General features: G+C 62.3%; 30 protein-coding genes. 13 read left to right on the forward strand and 17 right to left on the reverse strand.

Annotation, left to right across the window (positions count from 1 at the left end):
- Positions 1 to 82: 82 nt before the first annotated feature.
- Together VVT58_RS14790 and traA are read right to left on the reverse strand one after the other, a co-directional pair.
- Entirely contained in the window at positions 83 to 835 is a 753-nt protein-coding gene (locus tag VVT58_RS14790) for a DUF6118 family protein (RefSeq protein ID WP_066560353.1), read from the reverse strand.
- 18 nt (positions 836 to 853) lie between these two features.
- Positions 854 to 3859, reverse strand: coding sequence for a Ti-type conjugative transfer relaxase TraA (gene traA, locus VVT58_RS14795; protein ID WP_066560345.1), 3006 nt, complete (start codon positions 3857 to 3859; stop codon positions 854 to 856).
- Between the two features lie 173 nt (positions 3860 to 4032).
- Between traA and VVT58_RS14800 the strand changes: the two genes are divergently transcribed.
- Together VVT58_RS14800 and VVT58_RS14805 are read left to right on the forward strand one after the other, a co-directional pair.
- On the forward strand, positions 4033 to 4338 hold the full coding sequence (locus tag VVT58_RS14800; protein ID WP_066560342.1) for a conjugal transfer protein TraD: 306 nt from the start codon (positions 4033 to 4035) through the stop codon (positions 4336 to 4338).
- A 22-nt stretch (positions 4339 to 4360) separates the two neighbouring features.
- Complete coding sequence (locus tag VVT58_RS14805) at positions 4361 to 4594, forward strand: conjugal transfer protein TraD (RefSeq protein ID WP_066560338.1); 234 nt, start codon at positions 4361 to 4363, stop codon at positions 4592 to 4594.
- Here the strand turns inward: VVT58_RS14805 and VVT58_RS14810 are convergent.
- From VVT58_RS14810 to VVT58_RS14820, 3 genes are read right to left on the reverse strand one after another with little or no spacing between them, the layout of a single operon-like run.
- Positions 4587 to 5174, reverse strand: a complete 588-nt coding sequence (locus tag VVT58_RS14810; protein ID WP_066560334.1) for a sigma factor-like helix-turn-helix DNA-binding protein — start codon at positions 5172 to 5174, stop codon at positions 4587 to 4589. The two genes, VVT58_RS14805 and VVT58_RS14810, sit on opposite strands and share 8 nt — an antisense overlap.
- The gene (locus tag VVT58_RS14815; protein ID WP_066560333.1) at positions 5158 to 6090 is read right to left on the reverse strand and encodes a HEPN domain-containing protein; all 933 of its coding nucleotides are present in this window, start codon (positions 6088 to 6090) and stop codon (positions 5158 to 5160) included. Before VVT58_RS14815 ends, VVT58_RS14810 begins: the two co-directional genes overlap by 17 nt.
- Positions 6087 to 6686, reverse strand: a complete 600-nt coding sequence (locus VVT58_RS14820) for a hypothetical protein (RefSeq protein ID WP_237229843.1) — start codon at positions 6684 to 6686, stop codon at positions 6087 to 6089. Before VVT58_RS14820 ends, VVT58_RS14815 begins: the two co-directional genes overlap by 4 nt.
- Positions 6687 to 6860: 174 nt before the next feature.
- Here VVT58_RS14820 and VVT58_RS14825 point away from each other — a divergent pair, with 174 nt between their 5' ends.
- Positions 6861 to 7067, forward strand: coding sequence for a hypothetical protein (locus tag VVT58_RS14825; protein ID WP_237229842.1), 207 nt, complete (start codon positions 6861 to 6863; stop codon positions 7065 to 7067).
- A 284-nt stretch (positions 7068 to 7351) separates the two neighbouring features.
- Here the strand turns inward: VVT58_RS14825 and VVT58_RS14830 are convergent, their stop codons facing one another.
- From VVT58_RS14830 to VVT58_RS14845, 4 genes are all read right to left on the reverse strand, one after another.
- Positions 7352 to 7894: a hypothetical protein gene (locus VVT58_RS14830; protein WP_327752556.1), complete on the reverse strand. Its 543-nt coding sequence runs from the start codon at positions 7892 to 7894 to the stop codon at positions 7352 to 7354.
- 175 nt (positions 7895 to 8069) lie between these two features.
- Positions 8070 to 8957 carry an FAD:protein FMN transferase gene (locus VVT58_RS14835; protein WP_327752557.1) on the reverse strand — a complete coding sequence of 296 codons (888 nt, stop codon included), beginning with the start codon at positions 8955 to 8957 and terminating at the stop codon, positions 8070 to 8072.
- On the reverse strand, positions 8899 to 9426 hold the full coding sequence (locus VVT58_RS14840) for an FMN-binding protein (protein ID WP_169576596.1): 528 nt from the start codon (positions 9424 to 9426) through the stop codon (positions 8899 to 8901). Before VVT58_RS14840 ends, VVT58_RS14835 begins: the two co-directional genes overlap by 59 nt.
- Positions 9426 to 10313 (reverse strand): DUF6662 family protein, encoded by an 888-nt coding sequence (locus VVT58_RS14845; protein ID WP_327752558.1) that lies wholly within the window; start codon positions 10311 to 10313, stop codon positions 9426 to 9428. Before VVT58_RS14845 ends, VVT58_RS14840 begins: the two co-directional genes overlap by 1 nt.
- Positions 10314 to 10481: 168 nt before the next feature.
- Here VVT58_RS14845 and VVT58_RS14850 point away from each other — a divergent pair, with 168 nt between their 5' ends.
- Together VVT58_RS14850 and VVT58_RS14855 are read left to right on the forward strand one after the other, a co-directional pair.
- Positions 10482 to 11162: a response regulator transcription factor gene (locus VVT58_RS14850; protein WP_066560321.1), complete on the forward strand. Its 681-nt coding sequence runs from the start codon at positions 10482 to 10484 to the stop codon at positions 11160 to 11162.
- The gene (locus VVT58_RS14855) at positions 11152 to 12564 is read left to right on the forward strand and encodes a HAMP domain-containing sensor histidine kinase (RefSeq protein WP_237229841.1); all 1413 of its coding nucleotides are present in this window, start codon (positions 11152 to 11154) and stop codon (positions 12562 to 12564) included. The genes VVT58_RS14850 and VVT58_RS14855 overlap by 11 nt, the downstream gene beginning before the upstream one ends.
- 38 nt (positions 12565 to 12602) lie before the next feature.
- On the opposite strand, the gene VVT58_RS14860 is transcribed toward VVT58_RS14855, so the two are convergent.
- Both VVT58_RS14860 and VVT58_RS14865 read right to left on the reverse strand, forming a co-directional pair.
- Positions 12603 to 12971 (reverse strand): hypothetical protein, encoded by a 369-nt coding sequence (locus VVT58_RS14860; RefSeq protein WP_066560312.1) that lies wholly within the window; start codon positions 12969 to 12971, stop codon positions 12603 to 12605.
- Positions 12972 to 13172: 201 nt separating this feature from the next.
- Positions 13173 to 13583 carry a glycine zipper 2TM domain-containing protein gene (locus tag VVT58_RS14865; RefSeq protein WP_066560310.1) on the reverse strand — a complete coding sequence of 137 codons (411 nt, stop codon included), beginning with the start codon at positions 13581 to 13583 and terminating at the stop codon, positions 13173 to 13175.
- 180 nt (positions 13584 to 13763) lie between these two features.
- On the opposite strand from VVT58_RS14865, the gene VVT58_RS14870 reads away from it, so the two are divergent.
- A complete protein-coding gene (locus VVT58_RS14870) occupies positions 13764 to 15857 on the forward strand; it encodes a TonB-dependent siderophore receptor (RefSeq protein WP_066560308.1) in 2094 nt (697 codons plus the stop codon).
- Positions 15858 to 16162: 305 nt separating this feature from the next.
- Here VVT58_RS14870 and VVT58_RS14875 read toward each other — a convergent pair whose 3' ends face one another.
- Positions 16163 to 16495, reverse strand: a complete 333-nt coding sequence (locus tag VVT58_RS14875; RefSeq protein ID WP_197672728.1) for a DNA-binding transcriptional regulator — start codon at positions 16493 to 16495, stop codon at positions 16163 to 16165.
- Positions 16473 to 16907, reverse strand: a complete 435-nt coding sequence (locus VVT58_RS14880; protein WP_405053744.1) for a type II toxin-antitoxin system RelE/ParE family toxin — start codon at positions 16905 to 16907, stop codon at positions 16473 to 16475. Before VVT58_RS14880 ends, VVT58_RS14875 begins: the two co-directional genes overlap by 23 nt.
- Before the next feature lie 440 nt (positions 16908 to 17347).
- Between VVT58_RS14880 and VVT58_RS14885 the strand changes: the two genes are divergently transcribed.
- The gene (locus tag VVT58_RS14885) at positions 17348 to 17563 is read left to right on the forward strand and encodes an AlpA family transcriptional regulator (protein ID WP_066560297.1); all 216 of its coding nucleotides are present in this window, start codon (positions 17348 to 17350) and stop codon (positions 17561 to 17563) included.
- The gene (locus VVT58_RS14890; RefSeq protein ID WP_066560295.1) at positions 17560 to 17751 is read left to right on the forward strand and encodes a helix-turn-helix domain-containing protein; all 192 of its coding nucleotides are present in this window, start codon (positions 17560 to 17562) and stop codon (positions 17749 to 17751) included. Before VVT58_RS14885 ends, VVT58_RS14890 begins: the two co-directional genes overlap by 4 nt.
- Here VVT58_RS14890 and VVT58_RS14895 read toward each other — a convergent pair.
- Positions 17729 to 18961, reverse strand: coding sequence for a site-specific integrase (locus VVT58_RS14895; RefSeq protein ID WP_066560291.1), 1233 nt, complete (start codon positions 18959 to 18961; stop codon positions 17729 to 17731). The two genes, VVT58_RS14890 and VVT58_RS14895, sit on opposite strands and share 23 nt — an antisense overlap.
- Before the next feature lie 301 nt (positions 18962 to 19262).
- On the opposite strand from VVT58_RS14895, the gene VVT58_RS14900 reads away from it, so the two are divergent.
- Together VVT58_RS14900 and VVT58_RS14905 are read left to right on the forward strand one after the other, a co-directional pair.
- Entirely contained in the window at positions 19263 to 19928 is a 666-nt protein-coding gene (locus VVT58_RS14900; RefSeq protein WP_066560289.1) for a peptidylprolyl isomerase, read from the forward strand.
- Positions 19929 to 20062: 134 nt separating this feature from the next.
- Positions 20063 to 20803 (forward strand): DUF72 domain-containing protein, encoded by a 741-nt coding sequence (locus VVT58_RS14905; RefSeq protein WP_327752559.1) that lies wholly within the window; start codon positions 20063 to 20065, stop codon positions 20801 to 20803.
- A gap of 314 nt (positions 20804 to 21117) precedes the next feature.
- On the opposite strand, the gene VVT58_RS14910 is transcribed toward VVT58_RS14905, so the two are convergent.
- On the reverse strand, positions 21118 to 21303 hold the full coding sequence (locus VVT58_RS14910; RefSeq protein ID WP_066560285.1) for a PspC domain-containing protein: 186 nt from the start codon (positions 21301 to 21303) through the stop codon (positions 21118 to 21120).
- 325 nt (positions 21304 to 21628) lie between these two features.
- Here VVT58_RS14910 and VVT58_RS14915 point away from each other — a divergent pair, with 325 nt between their 5' ends.
- Positions 21629 to 22015 carry a gamma-glutamylcyclotransferase family protein gene (locus VVT58_RS14915; RefSeq protein WP_327752577.1) on the forward strand — a complete coding sequence of 129 codons (387 nt, stop codon included), beginning with the start codon at positions 21629 to 21631 and terminating at the stop codon, positions 22013 to 22015.
- Between the two features lie 73 nt (positions 22016 to 22088).
- The gene (locus VVT58_RS14920) at positions 22089 to 22979 is read left to right on the forward strand and encodes a dienelactone hydrolase family protein (protein ID WP_327752578.1); all 891 of its coding nucleotides are present in this window, start codon (positions 22089 to 22091) and stop codon (positions 22977 to 22979) included.
- Positions 22980 to 23012: 33 nt separating this feature from the next.
- Here VVT58_RS14920 and VVT58_RS14925 read toward each other — a convergent pair whose 3' ends face one another.
- Both VVT58_RS14925 and VVT58_RS14930 read right to left on the reverse strand, forming a co-directional pair.
- A complete protein-coding gene (locus VVT58_RS14925) occupies positions 23013 to 23549 on the reverse strand; it encodes a peroxiredoxin (protein ID WP_405053709.1) in 537 nt (178 codons plus the stop codon).
- Positions 23550 to 23560: 11 nt separating this feature from the next.
- Positions 23561 to 23941 carry a VOC family protein gene (locus VVT58_RS14930; RefSeq protein ID WP_327752560.1) on the reverse strand — a complete coding sequence of 127 codons (381 nt, stop codon included), beginning with the start codon at positions 23939 to 23941 and terminating at the stop codon, positions 23561 to 23563.
- Between the two features lie 54 nt (positions 23942 to 23995).
- Here VVT58_RS14930 and VVT58_RS14935 point away from each other — a divergent pair, with 54 nt between their 5' ends.
- On the forward strand, positions 23996 to 24520 hold the full coding sequence (locus tag VVT58_RS14935) for a hypothetical protein (RefSeq protein ID WP_327752561.1): 525 nt from the start codon (positions 23996 to 23998) through the stop codon (positions 24518 to 24520).
- Positions 24521 to 24542: the final 22 nt, after the last annotated feature.

A 24542-nucleotide genomic window follows, 5' to 3' on the forward strand; every position in this document is an offset into this window, starting at 1 on the left:
GGTGACCGGCCGCGCGCCTCCCTAAAGGCGCAGTAGTGGCTGGTGGGCTTCGCCGTCCATCGTCGAGCGGTCGGCGCGAAGGCTAGTGGCCTATTCTAATCGTGCATCGCACCGGTTCCTTAGCCCTGGAAGCTGCCGTCTCGCACGCGGCGATGGTGTCGCGGTTCTCACGCGCCATGTCTGCCGCATCCACGATCGCCCGCCAGCTATCGGGGTTTCCGGCTTGCAAGAGCCGGATACCGGCATCCCATAGCGTTGGCTCGCCCAGCACGCGGCGCGCGACCCGTTCGGGCCAGTGCCAGCCTTGCGGGCCGATGCTGGCTGTCCAGCCCGGATAGACCAGCCACAGGAGCGATACGGCCAGCGCCGTGCCGATGCCGGCATAGAGCATGTGCCAGCGCTGCTCCGTCCGCGTGCGGACCTTGCCGATGGCCTCGCCAAGCCCGGCATGAGCGCGGCGATGAAGGTCGAGTGACTGGCCGATGGTAGCCTTGTCAGCCTCCCGCGCGACTTTCGCGGCGTCGGCGATCCGCCCCGCCATGTTCTCGGGAGTCAACTGCATGGCGGGCGCGTCCGCAAGCCTCTTCATCTGCGGCGCAAGTATCGCCAGATGCCCGCCGATCTTGGCAAGGGTCGGGGTATAATCGGGTATCTCGATGCTCTGCTTCTCGATAGCGATATGCTCGAGCGCGCGTGTCATCATCGCCATGCGTCCGTCCAGCCGTTCCTCCATCCCGGCCACGCGCTGCGACAATGCCGCGAACGCCTCGGCCGCCGCGTCGGGCCCGGTGGCGGGTTCCGGGTCATTGAGCAGCGATTGTTCTTCGGCGTCCATGTCGTCGTCTCCTTAGGGTTAGCGGCTCATGCCCAGACCGCGACTGATCTCGCGGCCAAGGTCGTGGGGGATGCTGTCGGCAAGGGCGCTGGACAGGCTGCGGCCCATTCGTTCGCTGACTTCCAGCCCAAGGTCGCGGCGGTCGCGACCTGACAACACCGATTCAAGCTGAGGATCGCGCCCTAGGCTTTTCGCCATGCCGGCCATCTGCTGCGCGGTACTCTTCGCGCCCCGGAAATTGCCGTCGCGGACAAGCTCGTCATGGGCGCGCTGCAACTGCTGCCAGCCTTCCACGAACCGATCCGCTCGGCTGTAGGGATCGATGCGGATTTCCGTCTCCAACTGCATCGCACGCATCGCGGCCTGGCCGCGCCCGTCGGCGGCCTCGCGGACAAGCTCCGGGCTGCTTTTGAATGCGCTGTCGAGATCGGATGCGCCTTCGGGCCGCACGGCGTTCAGGGCGCCGCGCGCCAGGTCCAGCGCTTCGCGTTGGTGCGGCATGGCGTCCAGCCCTTGCGCGCGGGTCTGCTGGATAGCGTCCACCGCCTTGGCGTAGCGCTCAACGGCGCCGCGAACGCCGCCCACACGCAACGGCTGCGGATCACGCTGCATGTCGGGCAGCTTCTCGCGACCCCGGTCCTGTTCCGGGCGCTCCGCGTTTGGGCGGAACCCTGCGAATATATCGTGCTGCTGCGTAGGAATGTTGGGCGCGGCATTGGGCCGGAAATTGTCAAAGATCCCGCGCGCCTTCTCGACCACCGGCCGGACGATTTCCGCGACACGCTCGCGGAACGTGATGCCGCGCCGTTCGGCGAAGGCGCGGGCCGGGTCGGCCTTGGCGTAGTCGATCGCCATGTCCTTGGCGCGCTCGCGGCCAAGCACGGCGGTAAGGCGGCGCTCGTCCTTGAAGTCGTCGCGACCATAATGAAGGTCCACGTCGTCGCGATGGCGCGACAGCGAGACATAGGAGCCGTGGCGATCCATCCCCGGGGTCGCCAGCACATGGACGCGGTCCACGGTCATGCCCTGCGCTTTATGGATCGTGGCGGCATAGCCGTGGTCGATGTCGCGATAGTCCTTAGTGTCGAACGCGACGCTGCGCCCGTCATCGGTGCGCACCGCCATATGGCCCTTGTCCACCTGTTCGACGGTCGCGAGCGTGCCGTTCTTGACTTCCATGGTCCGCTCGTTGCGCAGGAACATGATGCGGTCGCCGATGGCAAAGGCGCGGTCGCCGCGCTCGGTCTTTACCCGCACATCATCGCCCAGCTCGCCCGCATTGCGCATCGCCTCGCGGGCCGCATCGTTCAAATCGCGCACCTCGACATTGGTATGGGTGAGGATGATGCGGCTGGCGTCAGGGTCGGCCTGCCGCGCGCGGTCCCAGCGTTCGACAAGCTCGCCGCGCGCAGCCTCGCGCGTCTCGGCCTGATGCACCATGCCCTTGTCGGCATAGGCACGGATGGCCTCGCCGGTTCTGCCGGTGGCAAGATGGCGGGTGGCGTCGCGCTGCCATTCCTCATGCTGGCGACGAACTTCGGTGATCTCGACGCCGCCATGACGCTCATGGATCGACCGGAACGCCGCGCCTGCCTCGATCGACTGCAATTGCTCGGGGTCGCCAACCAGCACGACCTTCGCGCCCGCGTCAGCGGCGTGGGACAGGACGCGCTCCATCTGGCGCGTGCCGACCATGCCTGCCTCGTCGATCACCAGCACATCGCGTTCGGTCAACAGGTCGCGGTCTTGACTCCAACCATGTTCCATGCTGGCGAGCGTGCGCGAGGCGATGCCGGAGCCGTTCTCCAGGCCCTCGGCGGCGATGCCAGCCAGCGCAGCGCCGCGCACGTTGAACCCGGCATCCTCCCACGCCTCGCGCGCCACCCCCAGCATCGCGCTCTTGCCGGTGCCGGCATAGCCGACGACCACGCTCAGGTCGCGCCCATCGGTCGCATGGTCGAACGCCGCGCGCTGCTCACCCGACAGGTCCAGCCCGCGCGCCGCCGCCGCACGGAGCGCGCCCTCCCGGTCGCCCTCCGACACGCGATGCCGCTCGCGCTCCGCCATGAGGTCGGCCGCGCGCTGCAACCGCTGCTCGGCTTCGATCATCTCGCGTGACGTGAACCGATCCTCGCCGCACCCATCCTTGCCCAGCGCGATCAGGTCGGGCGAGCCGCGCACCGCGCTCATCGCGGCGTCGAATTGCTCCTTCCCGCCCGAATGGCGATGCACGAACATCGCAATGTCGCAGTTGGTGAAGGTGGCCTGTTGGTGGGTGATCGCGTTGAGCGCGATGCGGGGATTGGCGATGATGCGCTCGCCATTCTCGCGCGCGATCTCGCGATGAAGCTCGGCACGGTCGGCAAGCTGGCCCGCTTCCTCCATGCGCTGCGCGGGACCGCCGATCTTGCTTTGCGGTTCGAGGTCGATGCCTTGTTCCGCCAAGCTGCGATGGTCGATGCGCGCGTCTATGTCGAGTTCGGCAAGGCGGGAGTTGACGTGATCGGCCCAGCTTTCGCGCCAGCGCTCGACATTCTCATGGTCGTTCCATTCGCGCACCTTCTGACCGAAACCTTCCGGCGTCGCTTCGCGCATGGTGAGCATGACATGGGCATGGGGTTTGGGCTGGCCGTCGCTGCCAATGTCCCAATGCACATTGAGGTCTGCGATCATGCCGGACGCGACAAACTCGGATTGCACGAAATCGCGGGCAAGCTTGATGCCATCGGCCTTGGTCACCTCGCGTGGGATGGCGAACTCAACTTCGCGGGCAAGCTGCGCGTCCTTGCGCTTCTCGAACGCCTCGACATCGTTCCACAGGCGTTCGCGGTCGCGCCACTCTTCCGGTGCGTTCTCCGGCAGCATGATTTCGCTATGCTCGACGCCGGAGCGGGCGCGGAAATCATGATCGCGGTCAAGGCGCTCGTCGTGCAGCCTCTCGCCCGCGCGATAGGCCGCCGCCGACACGGCGGAGCGGCCGGAGGCGCGGCCGATGACTTGCACGGAGAAATGGTAGATCGCCATAGCGATCGTCCATCTACTACTGCGAAGCGCACGTCGGAACGACGTATAAGCGCGCCCTTCTCGAATTTTTCTCGGAAGGGACTGGGCAGTGTCAGGCTGTCCCGGCGACTCTACTGCGCGGTGGCGAGGTTTATCTTATCATCGCTCCATCGTCACTCAATGGAGACTTTGCGATGCGTAAACCGCGCGACTTCGATTCGGAACTCAAAGCCCTTGCCGACAAGGCGAAGGTGCTCAAGGAACGCCGCGTCCGCCAGTTGGGTGAACTAGTGGCGGCGTGCGGAGCCGACACGCTCGACGCCGATCTGCTAGCCGGGGCTTTGCTGCAGGCCGTCGCAGCGAAGGACTCGGCGACGAAGGAAGTTTGGCGCAAGACGGGCGCGGCTTTCTTTCGCGGCGAAAAACGCCAGCCTACGAGCGGAGTTGAACGCAGCCCGAGCGGCACTCCCCCGCTCGACGGCGGCGCGGCATCGGCTTGAGGCACGAAAGGCGCGAACCGACATGCGCGAATGGGTCATCAAGCGCCGCGAACGGACGCGGCACCTGATCGAGCTGGGCGGGCTTGTCATCAAGGCCGGGCTGGTCGATTTGACCGATGGTGATCGCGCGACGCTCTACGGCGCGTTCCTGACGGTCGCCGACAGGCTGCGGGGGCCAGAGCGGAGCAATGCGCTGGCGCTGTGGCAACGCAAAGGCAAACGCGCGTTCGAGGCAGAGAAGCCATCGGCTAATTGATCGTCGCAGGTGCGGAAGCCACATCGCGCAACCACTGTTCGAACCGATCCGGTCCTCGCACGATATGGCGGATGGCACGGAGCATGCGATGCCGCACGATCCTTTGGAACGTCCCCAGGCGCTTGGCAATCTGCGCATAGCTTAGTTGCTCGACCCGATTGAGGATGAAGGTGTCATGGACGCGGGGAGGCATGGCAGCGACGATCATCTGCATGAGTGTCTGGTCATCGTCGCCATCCTCGAACCATGGGATCGGACCAGCGATGCCCAATGCCGCTAACCGTTCCTTGCAATAGGCGCGATGGCGCCGATGCAGGTCAGCCTCGGCAAGGGCGATGCGCGGATCGTTCCGGCGTCGGGGTTCTGCCCCATCAAGCATGATGCGGATCATGCCGAGCGCCTCGACGAGGCAGGATTCCACTGTCTGCGGGTCGATGGACAATCGGCGGGCGATTTCATCATAGGACAGGGCATCCAGACGAACGAGCAGGAATATGACGCGCGTCAGGACCGGCAGGCGGTCGACGGCTTTCCTGTAGGCGGCGAGCCGCTCGACCTCGGGGTCAGGCGCATCGGCCATGACATGCCTCTCCATGCACCGAGACCATGTCGTTCAGCCGCTCGCGGCAGAACCGTTCGGTCAGGCTGTGTAGCAGCGCCACGCGTTCCATCGCCCATGCCAGTTCGTCGGAACCGATGCGATAGGAACGGCCATAACGCACCTCGACATAGGCGCGACGGATGCAGCCGAAGGCGCGGCGCTCGAACGGGGTTGCGCGCGGCCATGCGATGGAAAGACTCGGCTCGAGCGCCTCGGCCCTTTCGCGCAATTCATCCAGCGCATGGGTGCGCGGACCATGCAGGGTGATCGTCCAGAGGACACACTGGTAAAGATGCTCGCACGCCTGATGCAGCAACAGTGCCGCCATGGGCGCATTGCCCTCGCTTCGGTAGAAGGCAGCGCCCAGCAGGAAATCGCTCGCCCGTTCATGCCAGCGGGCAAACTCGGCCTGCCCACGCGCATGCAGTTCCGTCGTAGACAGCAGACGCGGCGAAGGGAGCCGAAAACCCTCCATCTCGTAGAGCGGGATGCCTTCGCCCGCGAGGGCGATGAAATGGGGAATGCCCTCGGTCAGGGCGCCGTTGACCTGTTCGAGGCTATGGACGGTCAGCCGCACCGGGCGGGCGATCTCGCCAAACTCCCATGCGCGGCGCAGACGGTCGCGCACCAGCCGCCAATCCTGCAGCCTGCGCGCCAGCCGGGGATGATTGACGATCGCCAGCAGGTGAAAGGCATCCTCCGGTGCGACATTCCACGAATCGGACCGCGCATGGGAGCCGTGCAGGATCAGGGTAAGGATACGGCCTGATCGATATTGCTCGGACAACCTGCCCTTAAGGCTTTCCGCGAAGGTTTCGAACAGCATCGCCGTGACGCGGCACAACTCCTGCCGCACCGGCCCTGCCAGACGTTCCCTGTCGATGGACGGCATCATGAGCGGGTTTCCCGTTGTTCGCGATGCCAACCTTTCGGGCGGTGATGGCCGGTGACGTCATGGACGCGGTCGAGCACGGCGCGCAGCAGCAGGCGAACCTCGTCCACCGTGAACCCGCCATTGTCGGGGAGCGGCGCATCGATCCGATGGGCATGACCCCACTTCCAGTAAGGGGAAAGAATGGCAGCGAGCCGCGCCATCTCGGGGCAGTCATGCCCGAAGCCGGTCGCGTTGGCATGGACGAGCGACTTGGCGACATTCAGCCGGATATGACGGGCATTCCACTCGTCGGAAAATCCTACGTCGAGCAAGTGGGAGGAAAGCGCGAGCTGGGCGACAATGCCGGATCGGTAAAACATCTCACCGCAGTCATTGTCGTAGAGGCCATGCTCCAGTCCCTGATAAAAGGACTCCGCATTGTGATAGCGGAAGCGGCTCAGGCCTCGCCCCGCCTTGGTTCGAATAAGGGCTGCCGGTGAATCTCCGTAATGGTTGTGAAGATTGGCCAGAGCTTCACCCCATGGCGAAGCAATCAAAGGAACCGCAACTGGAGCGGCGGTCAGCGCCCGGAGCAGTGCACGGCGCGATGTACCCACCGCCGAATCATCAGAAGGAAAATTTCGCGACACCATCGTCATGCCCTTCGATCGTTCGATCCCTTGGCGTTCACTTTCCGGCCAAATGGATTATCCGATATCTCTTATAGGACATGTCACGGGCATATAGCAATAACCGATATCTGTTAATTAGGTTCGGATTGAAAGCATCTGGTGGCCGGTTACGACGCCATTATGGGAAGACCGCCGCTCGGAGTGAAAACCACCGTCGTTCGCCTGCCTGAAGGGTTGGCGGAGCGGATCGACGACCTGCTTGGCCCTAATCGGCGAGCCATTTTCATCCGAGAGATTGTGGAGCGCGAGGTCGAACGCCTCGAAGCCGAACGAAAAGTGAAATTGGGTATCAACCCGCCGAAATGAAACAGGCGTTGCCCGATGGTGACACCGGGCGCTCGCGTTTCACGTGATTGCTGACAGGCTCCTAAGCGCCAACCCAGGCCATTCAGACTGCCGCACCCATACCCCGAAACCGGTCATTCCTCCGCAGGCTTTCCGCACCCGACGCTACATCAGCAACCTGGAGTGCAGCTGCCCAGAAGCTGATGATTTGAACTCGACGCACCGTTAGGGCACAGCCAATGTTCACATCAGACGACGGGTGTCGAGGCAGTGCATAACGTCGCGTCACCCACAACAGTTCCACCTCATTCTGCCGCTTCCAGTTGTGGTTCAGGTGCCGGCACCTCGCCGATAGGCAGATGCGGCTTCAACTGTATAGGGACAGTTTTGCGCTTGGTCTGATGACGTTTCCACGCGAGCCAGACGTGGCCGCTCACGATCAGAACCGTGGTGAACCCGCCGAGCCAGTGAACCGTACTTGCCCAGGCGCGCAGACTGTCGTCCGCAATATAATAGAGTCCGTAGCCGGTCAGTGCCATGAACAGGATGATACCGCCTGTGGCAATGCCGCTTTTGCGGTTGCGTTTGCCCAGTAAGCCCAGCCGTACATGAACAGGCAACATGGCGCCAACCGCCACGAGAAATGCAAAGCACGCAAGGCCGTGGATCGACAATAGCGTGGGTTGCCACGGACTTCGCTCCGGGCCGAACTCGCCATCAACGCGGACAAAATATTCCAGGACGAGCCAGCAAACGCCCGCCGATACGAGCAAGGAAAAGCTCGTGTAGATCAGCCATTTCTGCCAGCTTGGTAGGCGTGTCGAAAATTGGGGAGGGCGTCTGCTCATGCCACTAAATCCTTCATTGAGACCGGCCACCTCCGTCCATTTGCCAATGTCGGGAATGCCGACCTGCTGACGAGCGCGAGGCAGTGCGCCGTTTCTCCGCCGACGGAAGTGATGATTTTCATCAGTGCATCGGCGTCATTGCGATCGGGGCTTAAATCGTGACGACGTCGCGGCATCAGGCTGCCTCCCTGGTCATCGAGGGACGCAGCACATAACCGTTGCGCGTTGCCAATATCCTGTCGGCAAGATCCGCGTCGACCATGGCCACTTTCGTCATGGCATCGGCAATGGCGCATTTGTCGGCAAGCACGGTCACGCGATGATCGATGAGTGCAGGCGCGCCGTTCCGCCCGACATGCGGACTGTGCAGCGTTCCCCGGATTGCGTGCCGGTCAAAGAGATTGGCAGAACTCGCCATCGCGCAATTTCGGACGGTCAGCCCATAGCGCACGACGTCGTCGGCATCGCGCAGTTGCACTTGCCAGTCCTGCTCGCCGAAGGCCCGCAGATCGCCGCCTGCGTTCACCAGCCCCGCCCGGACACCGGCGGCCTGCAAAGCCGCAACGGCGCGATCGACCGCATGACCTTTGGCTATGCCGCCAAGGTCGATCAGCAGCCGCTTCCTGCATCGGACATGCCGATCATCGATGATCTCGATATCGGCGGTCGTGCCGGTATAGCGGCTAAGATGGGCGATGCCCTCACGCGGTAGGAAGCGGCTGCGAACCAGCGCACGTCCCACCGCGACATCGAACAAGCCATCGGTCGCCTCATGCAGTGCAACCGCCATCCGCAGCACCGCCGCCGTTTCTTCGTCCACCGCCACGGTCTCGCCGGGCCGGGCGGAGCGAAGACGAGCCAGGTCGCTGTCGGCACTATGGAAGGACATGCACGCATGGATATGAGCAATCGCCCGGAACGCGGCCTCAACCGCTCCCATGTCGGCTTCAGCTACACTGATCTCGACAAAAGTTCCCAGCCAGGGCTGGCAACGGGTGACGAGCTTATCCGGCGAGGACGATAGCATAGGTCGCCAGCAACCGCTTGACCCCGTCGGCGACATGCCGGCAGGAAAGGGTCGCCCCCGAGATATTCTTGATGTCCTTGTCGAGCTGCAAGGCGGCACCGTTGCGCTTGCCCGCAAACTGAGCGCGCCACTTGGGGTTGCGCACCTGATCACCATAGCTTTCGCGATAGTCCATGATCTCCACCGAGCGCACGGCGCCGGAGGCATCGAGGGCGACGGCGAAGGTAATGAACTCATGTTTGCCGACGACCTGATCGACGATCAGCCAGCCGCCGCGTGCAGAGCGCCAGGCTTTGAGCTGCCGGTTGAGAGGCGACACGCCGCTGGCCTTCCGGATCGCTGCTGCGTCGGCATTGCTGAGCGGGCGGAAGGCGGGTGTCAGTGTTTCGCCGGGGAACATCAGCGCCTGCGCTTGCTCGACGGTGAGGTAGGTGGCGGCATGGGCTGGCGGTGCCACCAGCACCACCGGGACCAGGGCCAACAGGGATGCGCGGGGAGCCGACATCAGAACACCCTCCCGATCTTCAGGCGGATGCCGTCCCAACGGGTATGCTCGTCGCCATAGATGCGGCCATTGACGATATTGTCCCGCTGCTCGTCATTATAGCCCTTGGCGTGGATCTGATAGAGCACGGAGAGGGTGAAGAACCACTTCTGGCTGCCATAATGGATGTTCGGCCCCACGAAATGGGCGGTATGCTCCTGGCTGCCGTGCCCCAGCGTATAGCCGACAAATTCATTATGGTTGCGATATTCAAGGCCGAAGGACCAGTTCGGGCGGAAACGGTAGGATGCGCCCGCATCGAATTCCAGCTGCGTCGCCTTTTCGACTTCTCCGTCCTGCTCCTCATGCTCGAACTCGACGAAAGCGTTGGCGGCCAGCACCAGCCGATCGTCGAGGAAATTCTTTTGCGCGATCACTTTCAGTTCGATTGCGCGCTCATGCGGGCCAATCTCGGGTTCGACATAGAAGGCCAGGCCGAACGGCTTCTTGTAAGGACTCATCACCCGCCAGATCATTTCGGCCGACACCGTATCGAAGCGGAACTTATTGTAGGGTCGCGCCGGATCATGCGCCGGCGGGATGTCGAGGCCCTCGGTCGTGCCGGCGACGCTGTTGCGGTTGGCCGAGATGTAGCTCGTGTTCAGATAGCCGGCGATCTGGAAATTATCGGTGATGCCATGCTCGACCTCGGTGCGCAGCTTGACGTCATGGAAATGGCCGTTGGCCTGATCCTCGCGCAGCGTGACCCATTGTTCGATCTCGGTCTTGCCCTTGGGCATGACGTCCGTCGTGTAGACATAGCCGAACAGCGGTTCACCGGCCATTGCTGGGGTTGATAGCGCGGTCGCCACCGCCGCTATTCCAATTGCTATTCTGTTACCTGTCATATGCGCCCCTTCGTATGCAAATGCGAACTGTTATCATTTGCAGCGATAGAGAGTTGCTGTAGGGTCGGTCCAGCACGGAATGGCAACATTGGGAAATTGTATAGCAATGGCAATCAGGGCGTCATCTCGGTCCCTCGACCCCCACCCCATCCATGGCGAGGGTGAGCGATGAAGATTCTGCTGGTGGAGGATGATCTGGAATCGTCCGCCTATGTCGCGCGGGGACTCCAGGAATTGGGGCATCAGGTCCAATGCTTCCCCGACGGGCAGCAGGCTTTGGGAGTCATTCTGGCAGGCGGCTTTGACGTGCTGGTGCTGGACCGGATGCTGCCGGGACTGGATGGTCTCTCGCTCTTGCGCATGGTGCGCGCGCAGGGATGCCAGACGCCAGCCATGCTGCTGACCGCCAAATCAGCTATCGAGGACCGTGTCGATGGACTGGAAGCCGGGGCCGACGATTATCTCATCAAACCCTTTGCCTTTGTGGAACTGGTCGCGCGCCTCAATGCCTTGGGGCGCCGACCTCCATCCTGCGCAACTGTCACCCTGCTGGAGGCAGGCGGCATCAGCATGAACCTGCTGCGCCGGGAAGTTCGCCGGGATCATCGGGTCATCGACCTTCAACCCCGGGAATTCAGCCTGCTCGAACAATTATTGCGTAACGCAGACCGAGTGGTCACGCGGACAATGTTGCTCGATCGCGTCTGGAATTTCGGCTTCGACCCGAAGACCAACATTGTCGAAACCCATATGAGTCGGCTCAGGACCAAGCTCAATGAGGGTTTTTCCCATGACGCGATCCGAACCGTGCGGGGTTCGGGCTATATGATCGATTCCCATGCCCCATAGGATCATGCCTCGCTCGATCAGGGGATTGTCGCTGGGCGTCGCGATGATGTCCGGTCTCATCATCGCCTTGCTGGCACTCGCCACCTACAGGTTCGTTCATGAGGAGATCGAGTGCCAGATCAACCAGCGGATCAGGATCGAGGCCGATGCCTTGCTCGCCCATCACAGGCATCATGGCTTTGCAGCGCTGGTCGATCTGGTCAACACGCTCGACCGTCATGCCACGCCCGAAGATGTGAGCTATCTGGAAGGCGCCGACAGCAAGGGCCGGGGCATGGGTTATATTGTGACCGACGCATCCGGGCGGCGCAGGGCTGGATCGCTTGTGGCGAATGTACCACCGCCCGGATGGAGCGAGTTCGTTCCCTTCCATTCGCCGGATGGGGGGCCTGCCATGGCCCAGGCTATCAACACGCCGCTTCCCGGAGGGGGGCGTCTCGTCGTTGCGGCCGACCGGGCTGTGGTCGATCAGATGGACCTGAAATTGCTGGCGCTGTTCCTGAGTGCCTTCGCTCTCATTCTCGCGGTGGGCACCGCCGCGGTGATCGGGCTGGGCCGACTGGTCAGGGGCCGGCTCTCCACCATCGAGGCTTCAGCAGAAGCGATCATGGCGGGCGATTTGTCCCGCCGGATGCCGCTTGATGGCTCGGCCGAAGAGTTCGACCGGCTAGCCATGATCCTCAACGGCATGCTGGATCGCATCCAGACGCTGATGAACAACCTCAAGCAGGTTTCCGGCGATATAGCGCATGACCTTCGAACGCCCCTCAATCGACTGCGCGGACGGTTGGAAGAGGTGGAGCGAACCTCAACGGAGTCCATTCAGCAGGAGCGCCTTACAGCAGCTATCCGCGAAGCCGATGATCTGCTCGATCTGTTTTCGTCGATCCTGGCAATCTCCGAGATTGAGGGCCAGACGGTTCGCAGCCGTTTCAAGTCCGTGGAATTGCACGATGTCATTGAGGAAATAGCCGAGGCTTTTCGGCCGGCTTTCGAGCAGGCGGGCAGGTCACTCATGCTGGCGATCGTTCCAATGGCGATCTGCGGCGACAGGCAACTCATTCAAAGATGCCTTGTCAATTTGCTGGACAATGCGCTGGCACACACGCCTCCGGGCACGGACGTCACCATCTCGACAGAAGCGCGGGATGGGCAGGTGGCGCTCACCATTGCCGATAACGGTCCAGGCATAGCGGACGGCGATTGCGAACGGATCTTCCAGAGGTTTGCCCGGCTCGACCATAGCCGATCGACATCGGGCTACGGATTGGGGCTTAACATGGTCGCCGCCATAGCCGCTGCCCATGGCGGTAACGTCCGCGTCGTTCCAGCAGCGGTGGGTCTCACCGTTGAAATCCTGTTGCCGACAGCATCAAACTCGACCAGCAAAGCACCTGGCTAAATCGCTGACCGAAATTCGATCGCCGTCGGTCATTCGCATCAATCGTCATCATCATGGTCGTGATGACGGCGGTGGTGACGCCAATGGCGATCATTATAGCGATACCAACGCCTGTCATAATAGCGCGGATAGCTGTCATAATAGTAGTAATTATATGACCGATAATGCGGTCGATAATATCGTTCACGATAATAATAATCGTCATCGTAATAATAGCGCGGTCTATCCGAAGCAATGGCCGCGCCGATCGCCAGGCCGATAATTCCCGCGCTCACAGCGAGCGCTGCGTCATCGTCATAATGACGGGAATAATAGCGATGATGATCGCGTGCATCGGCAGGCGTGGCGCTGATCGGCATGGATGCTGCCAGTGCCAGACCCAAGGCCGCCTTACGGAGCATTTTCATCCCCTGCCTCCTGTTCTTTCGCCCTGTCCGCATCCAGCGGAAGGGATAGGCTGGCATTCAAGCACAGATGGGCTGAACTCGATCTGAACCCTGCCATCTCTGCTGCGACATCCAAAAAGGGCGCGGATACCAAGCGGTTCCGCGCACCAGAACCTCCCGTCACAGGAGGAAATTCAGTTCATTGCGCCTGTAATATGCCGGTCAGCAGCCGGAATTGCGGTCGACTTCGCGGCCCAGAAGAGCGCCTGCGCCCGCGCCGATAATGGTTCCCGGCGCACGATCGCCATAGCGATCGACCGAGCGTCCGAGCAGGGCGCCTGCCGCGCCGCCGAGCAACAGGCCTGTGGTGCCGCTACCGCCACAGCGATCGCGCCGCTCGCGATAATGGTAGCGCCGCGGTTCGGCGTAACGGGGGCGGCGATAGTCCCGTTCCTCATAATAGCTGCGGCGGTAACGCGGACGGTCATCGTCATCATCGTCATCGCCATCATCATGATATTCTTCGTATTTATACCAGCTCCCCCTGCCATCATGAGCGTGGGCCAGAGAGGGAAGCCCGGCAAGCATCGAAGCGGCAAGCGATAGGGCCATCAGGGGTTTGCGCATCATCATTTTCTTCCTCCACAGACGATTTCGTCTCCACGAGCAGCGTTATTGCGGCACATCTCTGGCGCCTCTCTGAACAGGGTAGTCAGGAATCGTTCATCAAAGGATCGCGTTGACAGGTTCTTGCCTCCAATATATGCGACCGCCTCGCAATATCACCATTGTCGCAAATTGTATCGGGGGTCCATGTTTTCCAAGCTTGCATCGCGCCATCTGCGCGCCACGGTGGCGTTTGCCGCCATCGCCTTGCCCGTCCATGCAAGCGCTGACGAGGCGGATCGGTCCGATATCGTCGTTACGGCGGATCGCCTTGATTATACGCCGAAACAGGTCGGCGCGCTCAAGATCGACGTGCCGCTGAAGGACATCCCTCAGACCGTTGACGTCGTGACCGAGGCTGTCATCCGCGACCAGCGCGCCCTGTCCATGCAGGATGTGCTGAAGAATGTGCCGGGCGTCGGCTTTTCCCATGGCGACGGGCAGCGCGATCAGGTTTCCATCCGGGGCTTCTCCGCGATTGCCGACCAGTTCGTTGACGGCTTGCGCGACGATGCGCTCTATTTCCGGGACCTTTCCAATATCGAACGCGTCGAAGTCATCAAAGGGCCAGCCTCGGTCCTGTTCGGGCGGGGGTCTTCGGGGGGCCTCATCAACCGCGTGACCAAGAAACCGGGCGTCAATCTGGGCGAGATCGGCGTCAGCTATGGCAGCTGGGACGATCGTCGCGCCGAAGCCGATATCGGTATCGCGCCGGAGGACAGCATGGCTGCCTATCGCCTCACCGGGGCGATCGAACGGGCCGACAGCTTTCGCAGCCAGCAGTTCCTTCGGCGCGAGACGATCGCGCCGTCAGTCTCGCTCAAGCTGGACGAGCGGACCCAACTGCTGGTCCAGGGCGATTATCTGCGCGATCGGCGCGTAACCGACTTCGGCATCCCGGCTTATCGGGGACGCCCGGTCGATGTGCCGCGCTCCACCTATTATGGTTCCGCCAATGCGCGAAAGGACGATTATAGCCAGTCGAAGGTCTATTCGGGCACGGTGACGCTGACCCACAAGATTGACGAAGACACCAGCATCCGCAACGCTTTCCGCTATTATGACTACAGCCTCGACCGGCAGAATACGCTGCCGGGAACGGTCAATGAAGCGGCGCAGACGGTTTCGCTCAACCGGTCGGCGCTCGACCGCAACGAACATGGCTGGTTCGACCAGCTTGAACTGACGCGCAAGGTCCGCTTCGCCGGCATGGAGCATCAGTTGCTGTTCGGTGTCGAGGTCGGGCGGCAGATCAAGGATGTTGCGACCCATTCGCGCAACGGCATTGCGACGGTGAATCTGTTCAATCCGGTCCTGCCCGTCATCACGACCAACGGCGCTTTGACCGCCGACAATCGCGGCACATTCGATACGCTCGGCTATTATGTGCAGGATCTGGTGTCGATCGGCGAGCATCTGAAAGCACTGGTCGGCGCGCGCTATGACCGGTTCAAGCAGGCCACTGACGACCATCTGCCCGGCCGGTCCGACCTGTCGCGCACCGACACCAAGGCTAGTCCGCGCGCGGGCCTGGTCTGGCAGCCGACGGAGAGCCAGTCCTATTATGTTTCCTGGAGCCGCTCCTTTCAGCCCTCGGGCGAAGCCTTCTCCATCGCGGCCAACAATGCCGACATCGCGCCGGAGAAGACCGAGAATAAGGAAGCGGGCGCCAAGTTCAGCTTCCTTGACGGGCGGATCGCGACCACCATTTCCGCGTTCAACTTGCGCCGGTCGGGGATCAAGGCGGCCAATCCCGCCAACCCGACGGTGCTTATCCCCATCGGTGTGCAGCGCACGCGCGGCATCGAACTGTCGGGCACGGTGAATTTGGAAAATGGTTGGCGGGCGATCCTGGGCTATGCCTATCTGGACGCCAAGATCGTGGACTCCGCCAATGTGGCCCTGATCGGCAAGCGCGCGACCATCACACCGCGCCATGCCGTCAATGCCTGGATCGCCAAGGATTTCAGTGACAGCTTCGGCCTGGGCGCTGGCGGCAACTATGTGAGCGACCGCTTCGCCGATCCGGCCAACACCGTCACCTTGCCCAGCTATTTCACGATGGATGCGATGGCCTGGTATAGACTGGGTTCGATCACCGCGCAGGTCAACGTGACCAACATCTTCGACAAGCATTATATCGTGTCGGGACATGGTACGAGCGCCAACCTCAACCTGCCCGGCGCGCCGCGCGCGGCCATGCTGACGCTGCGTTACAAATTCATGGGTAGGAAGAACTAACTCGTCCGGCTGCAAGAATTCCATCCGCCGCTTGAAGGCGGCGGGTGGCCAGATGCGTCAACAGCAAGTGATCACTGAAATGTGCGCCGCCTGCTCGGACAGCCTCTCCACCAGACCGTGAGAACCGCTCTGGACCGCAGCTAACGGGATTCTCATTTGGCGCAGTAACTTCCAGAGGGGGTCATCGATAGGAAGCGCAAAGGGCAACTAACCCACTTTTGTCGCTCGGAACCGGCCCGACCGCAAACGGCCAAAGGCGGTCATCCCGGCAATGTGCGAAAAACAGGTGAAACACGAAGGGGTAATTAGGCCACCGCCTGCAACCCCTTGCGTTGGATGATGGACAAGAGCCGCAAGGCGGGGCCACCGGGGCGCTTCACGCCGCGTTCCCAATCCGACACGAGATTGCGGGAGACGTTGAGATAGGCGGCGAACACCGGCTGCGAGACATGCTCGCGCTCACGGATGGCGCGGATTTCATCGCCTGCCAGCGATGGGGCCGGCGCAAGACACGCCTCATCAAAAGTGCGAAGTGTTGCGCGCGACATAACGCCCGCGTCGTGCGCGTCGCTCATCATCTCGTGGACCGCGCCCGCGATCTCGCTGCGATAGCCCTTATCCTTCACCGTCGTTCTCATCGTCTATCTCCACCAGCGCTCCCGATGCCACCAGCCGGTCCAGTTCCTCGTCGTTCCATTCCAGCGCCTCGGTCGCCGCATTGCGCAGCAAGGCGAGGTCCGCCTTCGATATGTTCGCCTGTGCGCTCTTGGCGAAGCCGAAAGCAAATATCGCCCGGCTGCCCTGCCGGAACAGGATCAGCGTGCGATAGCCGCCAGACTTGCCCTGACCGGCCCGCGCCACGCGCTGCTTGATGACGCCGCCGCCAAGGTCGGCATCCACCAACCCGCTTTCGGCGCGTTGCACCGCGTCCCGAAGCGCCGAATCGGCAATGCGCTCCTTGCGCGCGAAACGCTCGAACCAGCCATTCTTGAATATACGTTGGATGGCGGCTCTCCTGTTCTCGTCCGCATATATAACACATAGCGTTATGGTTCAATGCGTCTTTCGGGGCCGATATTGGCGCAACCGGCACTGAAATGCTTCAATCGGCACTACAGTGCCCCACCCCTTGCAGCGCGGGACGATGCGACGCAGCCTCATCACTGGCGGGCAGACCTCCGATGATTTGGAGAATTGCCATGAATGATTCGACCTGACCAATGCGCAATGCCGTACCCATCGGCATAAAGCACTGACCGGCGTGCTGTTTGGGACATAGTGGGAAAAATTCTGCGATGGTCACGCCCTCCGGCAGAGCTACGTCGTGGACCGCCCCTGGACGCCCCTGAACGCCATTCACCGCCAGCACCCACCCGTCCAAGCCGGAATGGCCTCATTTGGCCCCGCAAGGGCTCTTGCCCAGTGCGCCATGCTGCCCGATGCTGGCCCACAGGGGCGCGTGCAACACCTTGATTTGAAGAGATTGCCCCATGAACAACCCCGATCGTATCATCCGCCTGAAGACCGTTCTCGCCCGCACCGGGCTTTCCCGCACCACGCTCTATCGCAAGATGGGCGAAGGCACCTTCCCCCGCCAGGTAAAGATCAGCGTCCACGGCGCGGGTTGGCACGAATCCGCCGTCAATCGCTGGGTGGCCGATCCTGTCGGCTATCGCGACGACCACGCCGGGAGCCAGGTACAATGACCGCGCCTCCACGGCCCGATCCGATCTGCGTCCGCGTCAATGACGCGGCGCATATGATCGGGGTCGGCCGCACCAAGCTCTACGCGCTGATCGCGGCGGGCGAGGTCGAGACGGTGAAGCTCGGCAAGGCCACCCGCATCACTACCGCCAGCCTGCACGACCTCATCAGGCGGCAGCGCGAAGGCTGACGGGTTCGGACGCTGTGGGGTTGGCGTCCGATCCGCCCTTCGCAGGCTCCTTGTCCAGAAACTCCGCCCAGCGGGCCATCAGGCTGCGGCGCTTATCGAAGAAATCGGTGCGCCGGTAAGCCGCTTCCACCTTGTTAGGCAGCTTGTGCGCCAGCGCTTTGTCGGCAACCTCCTTGGGGAAGCGGGTCCGCTCCGACGACCAATCGGTAAAGGCCGAGCGGAAGCCGTGGACTGTCACGCCCTTGATCCCGTCATCGCGCAGGAGCTTGGTCATGGTCATGTCGCTGATCGGTTTTTCCCCGTCATTGCTGAACACAAGGCCGGTGTCGCTGGTGCGCTCCTTCCACCGCTTGCGCAACAGCGCCACGGCAGGCGCGGACAGCGGCACGACATGGGTTTCGCCCGCCTTCATCCGCTCGCCCGGAATGGTCCAGATGGCCTTGTCCAGATCGAACTCCGACCACATGGCAAAGCGCGTCTCGTTCGACCGCACGGCGTTATAGATGGTGAAGCGCAGCGCGTCGCGACCGGTCGTGGGCGACGCCGCCGCCAGCTTCCGCATGAGCGCGGGCACGTACACATAGGGCATAGCCTCCAGATGCCCGCCCTTGTCCACCTGACGGGGAAGTCCCTTGCGCACCGAGCGCAAGGATATCTCATCGGGGAGCCATCCCTTGATATGGGCGAAGTCCAGCACCGCGCCGATGCGCTGTAAGATGCGCCGCGCGCTGTCAGGGATGGTCAGCCAGATCGGCGACAACACCTCGACCACGCACGCGCTGTCCACCTCGTTGACCGGCTTCGTGCCGATCGCAGGAAACACATGGTTCTCGAAACTGGAAATCCAATTGGCGTGACGCTTGTTCTTCCAGCCTTCCTTCAACGCCTCGTAGCAGTCCCGTGCCGCCGCCTCAAAGCTTGGTACCACCTTGCGCGCCCTGCGTCGCTCGGCGACCGGATCGGTTCCCTCGCGGACCTTCCGCCGCAATGCTGTCGCCGCTTCCCGCGCCTCGGCCAGCGACACGTCCAGCGCCGATCCCAACCCATAATCGCGCCGTCGCCCATCCTTCTGCATCCGTAGCACCCAAGTTCGTGCGCCGCTGTTCTTCACCAGCAGGCACAGTCCCCGGCCATCAGTATGCCGACCGGGCTTCGCGTTCTTTACCTTCAATGCTGTCAGTGCCATCGGTTCGGTTCCCGCTTTGGGCATCGCAGGCGTTCCCACACTTCCGGGCAGGAATTGGTCCCACAATCGTTCCCACATTTTGAGCCAAATTCAGGCAAATCAGGACGACCGACCGCGAACACCATACAAGACAAATTGTTGATTTTACAGTGTAGTTAGGTACGTCCCGGCATCGCCCGAGACAAAAGTTCTACACTCGTAGGGGTCACCACCTTCCTCAGTAGGAAAGCGGTGAAAATCAGGTGCTTTCCACCCGGTTGCGCCGTGCGTGCAAGCGCTCTAGCCTTGGGCCATATCCTTCTTTGATGAGCGTGCCTTCTTGCCGATGCATTCTGCTGTCCCGCGTTGCCTGATCCCGTTTCTTGCCCTTCTGTCTGGCGCTTCCCATGCGCAATCCGCCAACCGCCCGACGCCCGGTCATACCCGAGTGGCGATCGAAACTTCGGTCGGAACCATCGTGGTTGCGACCGACGATCGCCGGGCGCCGATCACCGCCGTCAATTTCCTTACCTATGTCGATGACGGCCGCTTCGACGGCGTCACCTTCTATCGCGCGGCGCGGCGCAAGAGCGATGCGAGGCTGGGGCTGATCCAGGGTGGGATCGACACGGATGCGCGCCGGTCCCTGCCGCCGATTCGGCACGAGCCGACGACGCGGACGGGCATCAGGCATCTCGATGCGACGCTTTCCATGGCGCGGCCCAACCGCGCCAATTCGGCAATGGGCAATTTCTTCATCACCGTGGGACCGACGCCCAATATGGACGCGCGCGGCGATTATATCGGCTATGCCGCCTTCGGCCATGTCGTCGCGGGCATGGATGTGGTGAAGCGGATTCTCGCCGTGCCGACCTGTTGCGGATCCGGGCCGATGCGTGGGCAGATGATCGTCAAGCCGATCAGGATCATCCGTGCGAAGCGGCTCGACGGCACAGCGCATCCGACGCGCGGGGTGAAGCCGTGGCTGCTCGGCCTCAAACGAAAATCTTAGGCAAAGCGCGGCTGATTGCGCACTCTATCGCGTTCGGCGCCGCGCGGTGATCTTCTTACATGCCTGCTTGTAGAAGAAGGCGATGGCATGAATCATCTTTGCCGGTCAGGATGCGCGGCAAAGGAGAGCGCAGGATGAGCGGAAAGATCAGGGTCGGGATCGGCGGTTGGGTCTTCGAACCATGGCGTGGCACCTTCTATCCCGAAGGGCTGCGGCAGAAGGATGAACTCGCCTATGTGGGCGAGCATCTGACCGCTACCGAGATCAACGCCACCTATTACAGCACGCAAAAGCCCGCGACCTTCGCCAATTGGGCCAGGGCAGTGCCCGACGGTTTCCAGTTCGCGGTCAAGGCGTCGCGCTTCTGCACCAATCGCCGGGTGCTGGCCGAGGCGGGCGATTCCATTGCGAAATTCGTCAATCAGGGGCTGGTCGAACTGGGCGACCGGCTAGGGCCGATCCTGTGGCAGTTCATGCCGACCAAGACATTCGATGCGGAGGATTTCGGCGCTTTCCTCAAGCTGTTGCCCGCGAAGGTCGATGGCGTGCCGCTGCGTCATGCGCTGGAGGTGCGGCACGAAAGCTTTGACGATCCGGCCTTTTTCGATCTGGCGCATGCGGCGGGTGCAGCGGTCGTCCATGCCGATCATCCGGAATATCCGGCGTTGCGCGGCCAGGATGCCGGCTTTTCCTATGCCCGGCTGATGCGCACGCGGGAGGAAGAGCCGGCCGGCTATTCGCCCGAGGAAATCGAGCGCTGGGCCGATGGGGCGCGGGCGCAGGCCGCGAAGGGCGACGTCTATGCCTTTTTCATCAGCGGTGCGAAGGTGCGGGCGCCAGCGGCGGCGCAAGCGATGATTGTGGCTTTGGAGTAACAGCGACTGTTGCATTTGCTGCAACTGCGAAATCGTCCTTTGCGATTGTTACAATTTCGTGCCGGGAGCATAGGCCTGCTTGCCCTAGCGGCAATGATAAAACAAAAACTTGCAGGACGAACGATATGCGACATACGGTTCAGGGCGTTGCCCTCATGGTTGCGGTTGGCGCACAGATGCTGACCTTCTATTCGGTGCTGTTTGCCTGAGCGCGACATGGTCCGATCTATACCGTCATTGACGGACATCAAATGAGCCGCCCCGGATAAATCCATGGGCGGCTCTTTCATTATGGTTATTCTGGCCGATCCTGGTCAGCCCTCCGCCAGCCAGCCTGCCAGCAGATAGGCGACAACGCCGACCGGACCGAGGGCGCATAGCGTCAGCAGCACAACCGCAATGCGGATCAGTGTGACATCCAGGCCGGTGCGGTGGGAAAGGCCGGCGCACACGCCCATGATCTTTCCGTTGCGGCGGTCGAGGGTGAAGCTGTTGTTCATGAATCTGGCCTTCTTGTATCTATACTATGGGATCAGGCGATCGGCGTGACCGGGATGGCGGCGCTGATGAAAAGTCCGGCGACCAGCAGCGCGCTGGTAAGGGCGAAAGCGGCGTTCTGAAGCTTGGCGAACATGATATACTCCCTGAAAATAGGCGGGCCGGACCATCCGGCCATGATGCCGGGAAGATTGCAGGAGCCGTGCCAATTTCCATTCAGCCCGCAATTTCGGGGCTTTTTGCGAGCCTTGCGCCATTTCATGGCGAAAAAATTTCTGTAAATTGGGCAAATTTCCTGCAAATGGGGAATATTTTCAGGAGATGTTTCTGAGCGAGCCGCTGCTCTTCGTCTACGGCACGCTGCGCCCCGGCTTTGACGATCCGATGGCGGAATGGCTTGGAAAAGTGGCGCGCCATGCTGGCCGGGCTGTGGCGCGAGGCAGACTCTATCGCGTGGCCAGCTATCCTGCCTTCGTGCCGGGAGGATCGGATGAGGTGTCAGGCGACCTGTTCGCGCTGGTCGATCCTGCGGCGAGCCTTGCCGTCCTCGACGACTATGAGGAATGCGCCAGTCATTTTCCCGAGCCGCATGAATATCGCCGCGAACGGCTGACCGTCCGGGGCGAAAATGGCCCGGTGGAGGCATGGACCTATATCTACAATTGGGAGGTCAGCGCGCTGGAGCGGATCGAGAGCGGCGATTTCCTTGCCTGAGAAGGACTTGCGCCAGGCGCGGGCGCGATTAGGCTCCCCGGCCATGGCTTGAGGAGAGATGCGCGTGACCGATATGCAGGATCAGCCCGAACGTTTGCCGGAAGACCGCAACTGGATCGGCTCGACGGGGTTCGATCGGCGCAAGCTGTTGGCGGGCGGGGCGTTCGCCGCTGGTTTCGCCGCTGCCTGCCGCCCCATTTCGAGCAGCGCCGTCCAGACTCCAGGCGACGGGCTGAAGGAGGAACGGGTGTCGATCAAGGCGAGCGATGGCTTCGCCCTGCCCGCCTTTGTCGCCCGTCCCGCTGCTACCAAGGCCGCGCCGATCATCGTCGTCGTGCATGAGATTTTCGGCGTGCATGAGTGGATTCGCGACCTCTGCCGCCGCTTCGCCAAGGCGGGTTATTATGCCATCGCGCCCGACCTGTTCGCGCGCCATGGCGATGCGACCAAGGTGGCGGATTTCAAGCAACTGATCGCCACCATCGTGTCCAAGGCGTCTGACGCGCAGGTGCTGAAGGATATCGACGCGACCTATGGCTGGGCGGGCAGCCATGGCGGCGACGGCAGGCGGCGCGGCATCACCGGCTTCTGCTGGGGCGGGCGGGTCGTGTGGCTCTATGCCGCTCACAGCGCGCAACTGGATGCGGGCGTCGCTTTCTATGGCCGCCTGATCAGCGAGAAGACCGAATTGCAGCCCCTGAACGTCATCGAGCAGGTGAGCGCGCTCAAGGCTCCGGTGCTTGGCCAATATGGCGCGTTGGACAAGGGCATCCCGGTCGCGGATGTCGAAAAGATGCAGGCCGCGCTGAAAATCGCGGGCAAGTCGCCGCCCGACGCGATCACCGTCTATCCCGGCGCCGACCATGGCTTCATGGCGGACTATCGCCCCAGCTACAATGAAGCCGCCGCCAAGGCCGCCTGGGAGGCGACGCTTGGCTGGTTCGGCAAATATGTGAAAAAATAAGAATCATTCGGCTTAGGCTGAGCCGAATGATTCTTATTTCTGCTTCATCGCCTCTACGGCGGCCAGCGTGCTCTTCACATGGCCGGCATAGTTCATCTCGCTATGGACGAAGGCGATGCGGCCGGTGGGCGCGATGACATAGGAGGTGCGGTCGGTCATGCCCGGTCGCATCTTCAACGCCACGTCATAGCCCGACACGATGTTCGGCCCGGCCGACGCCACCGCGAACTTGCCCGCGCATTCCTTGGTGGAGAAGGCGACCAGATCGTCCACCGGATCGGCCGACATGCCGATCACCGTCGCGCCCGCCTTCTTGAAATCCTCGATATGCTCCGCGAACTCCCGCGCCTCGGCGGAGCAGCCCGGCGTGAACGCCTTGGGGAAGAAATAAAGCACCACAGGCCCGCGCTTCAACTGGTGCGACAGCATCAGGGTGAAGGTCTTGCCCGCCAGCGCGCCGCGGGTGGTGAAGTCGGGCGCCTTGGCCCCTACGGCCAGCGCCGCCACGGCTCCCTGAGCACCCACCGCCACAGCGGCAAGAGCAAGGGCGATCTTCACGCTTTTCATCATCGGCTTCTTCTTCATAGCGGCGGCTCCCACAATTCGATGGCATTGCCTTCGGGATCATGGATGCGGGCGAAGCGGCCCACCTCCGGATGATCCCATTCGGCCCTGGTGATGACTGCAACGTTCGCGGCGCGCAAGTCCGCCAGCATCCCGTCCAGATCGGACACGCGGAAATTAATCATGAACGTCTTGTCGGCGGCGAAATAGTCGCTGTCGGCGGGGAAGGGGGCGAAGACCATCGGTCCGCCCTGCGCCGTCCACGTGTGGATGTTGGGCGCGACCTGCGGATCGGCCGAACAGCCCGCGCCTACGCCCAGATGCGCGCGATACCAGCCGGCAAGCGCCTCCGGATCGCGGGCGCGAAAGAAAAATCCACCCATTCCCAGCACGGCCATGGCATATCTCCCTTGTCGAGCAGGAGTATAGCAGGAATGAATCGAGAGTGCGCGATGGCCGGAACCCATTGGCGAAAGGCCGGTTTCTCTCCCATGCGCGTGATGATTCTCCTGCCGTTGATCGTCCTTGCGGCCTGTGGCGACAAGCAAAGCGACCAGTCCGGCATCGCCACCAACATCGTGGACGAGGCGATGAACAACGTCCGCGAAGTGCCGCAGGGCGAGAACGGCATCCAGACCGTCGAACCGGCGCCGGACATTTCGCCCCCGTCGGGGCCGGTTGGCGCGACCATCCCCGCCAGCATTCAGGGGCGCTGGGCCGGTCTTGACGAAAGTTGCGCCGACCGCGCGACCGAGATGGAACTGACGATCACGCCCACCAGCCTTGTCTTTCTGGAAAGCGAAGGCAAGGCGACCGGCGTGTCACACGGCCCGGATGGCCGAATCCGCATCGATGCGGCCTTTACCGGAGAAGGGCAGAGCTGGAATAGGAAGCTGGAGCTGCGTCCTTCGGCGGGTGGTCGCGAATTGACGGTGATCGATGACGGCAGGGCGGTGACGCGCAAGCGGTGTAGCTGAACCGCTTCCCCATTGCCGCCGG

The sequence above is a fragment of the Sphingobium sp. SJ10-10 genome, from assembly GCF_036038995.2.
In the GTDB taxonomy this organism is placed as follows: domain Bacteria; phylum Pseudomonadota; class Alphaproteobacteria; order Sphingomonadales; family Sphingomonadaceae; genus Sphingobium.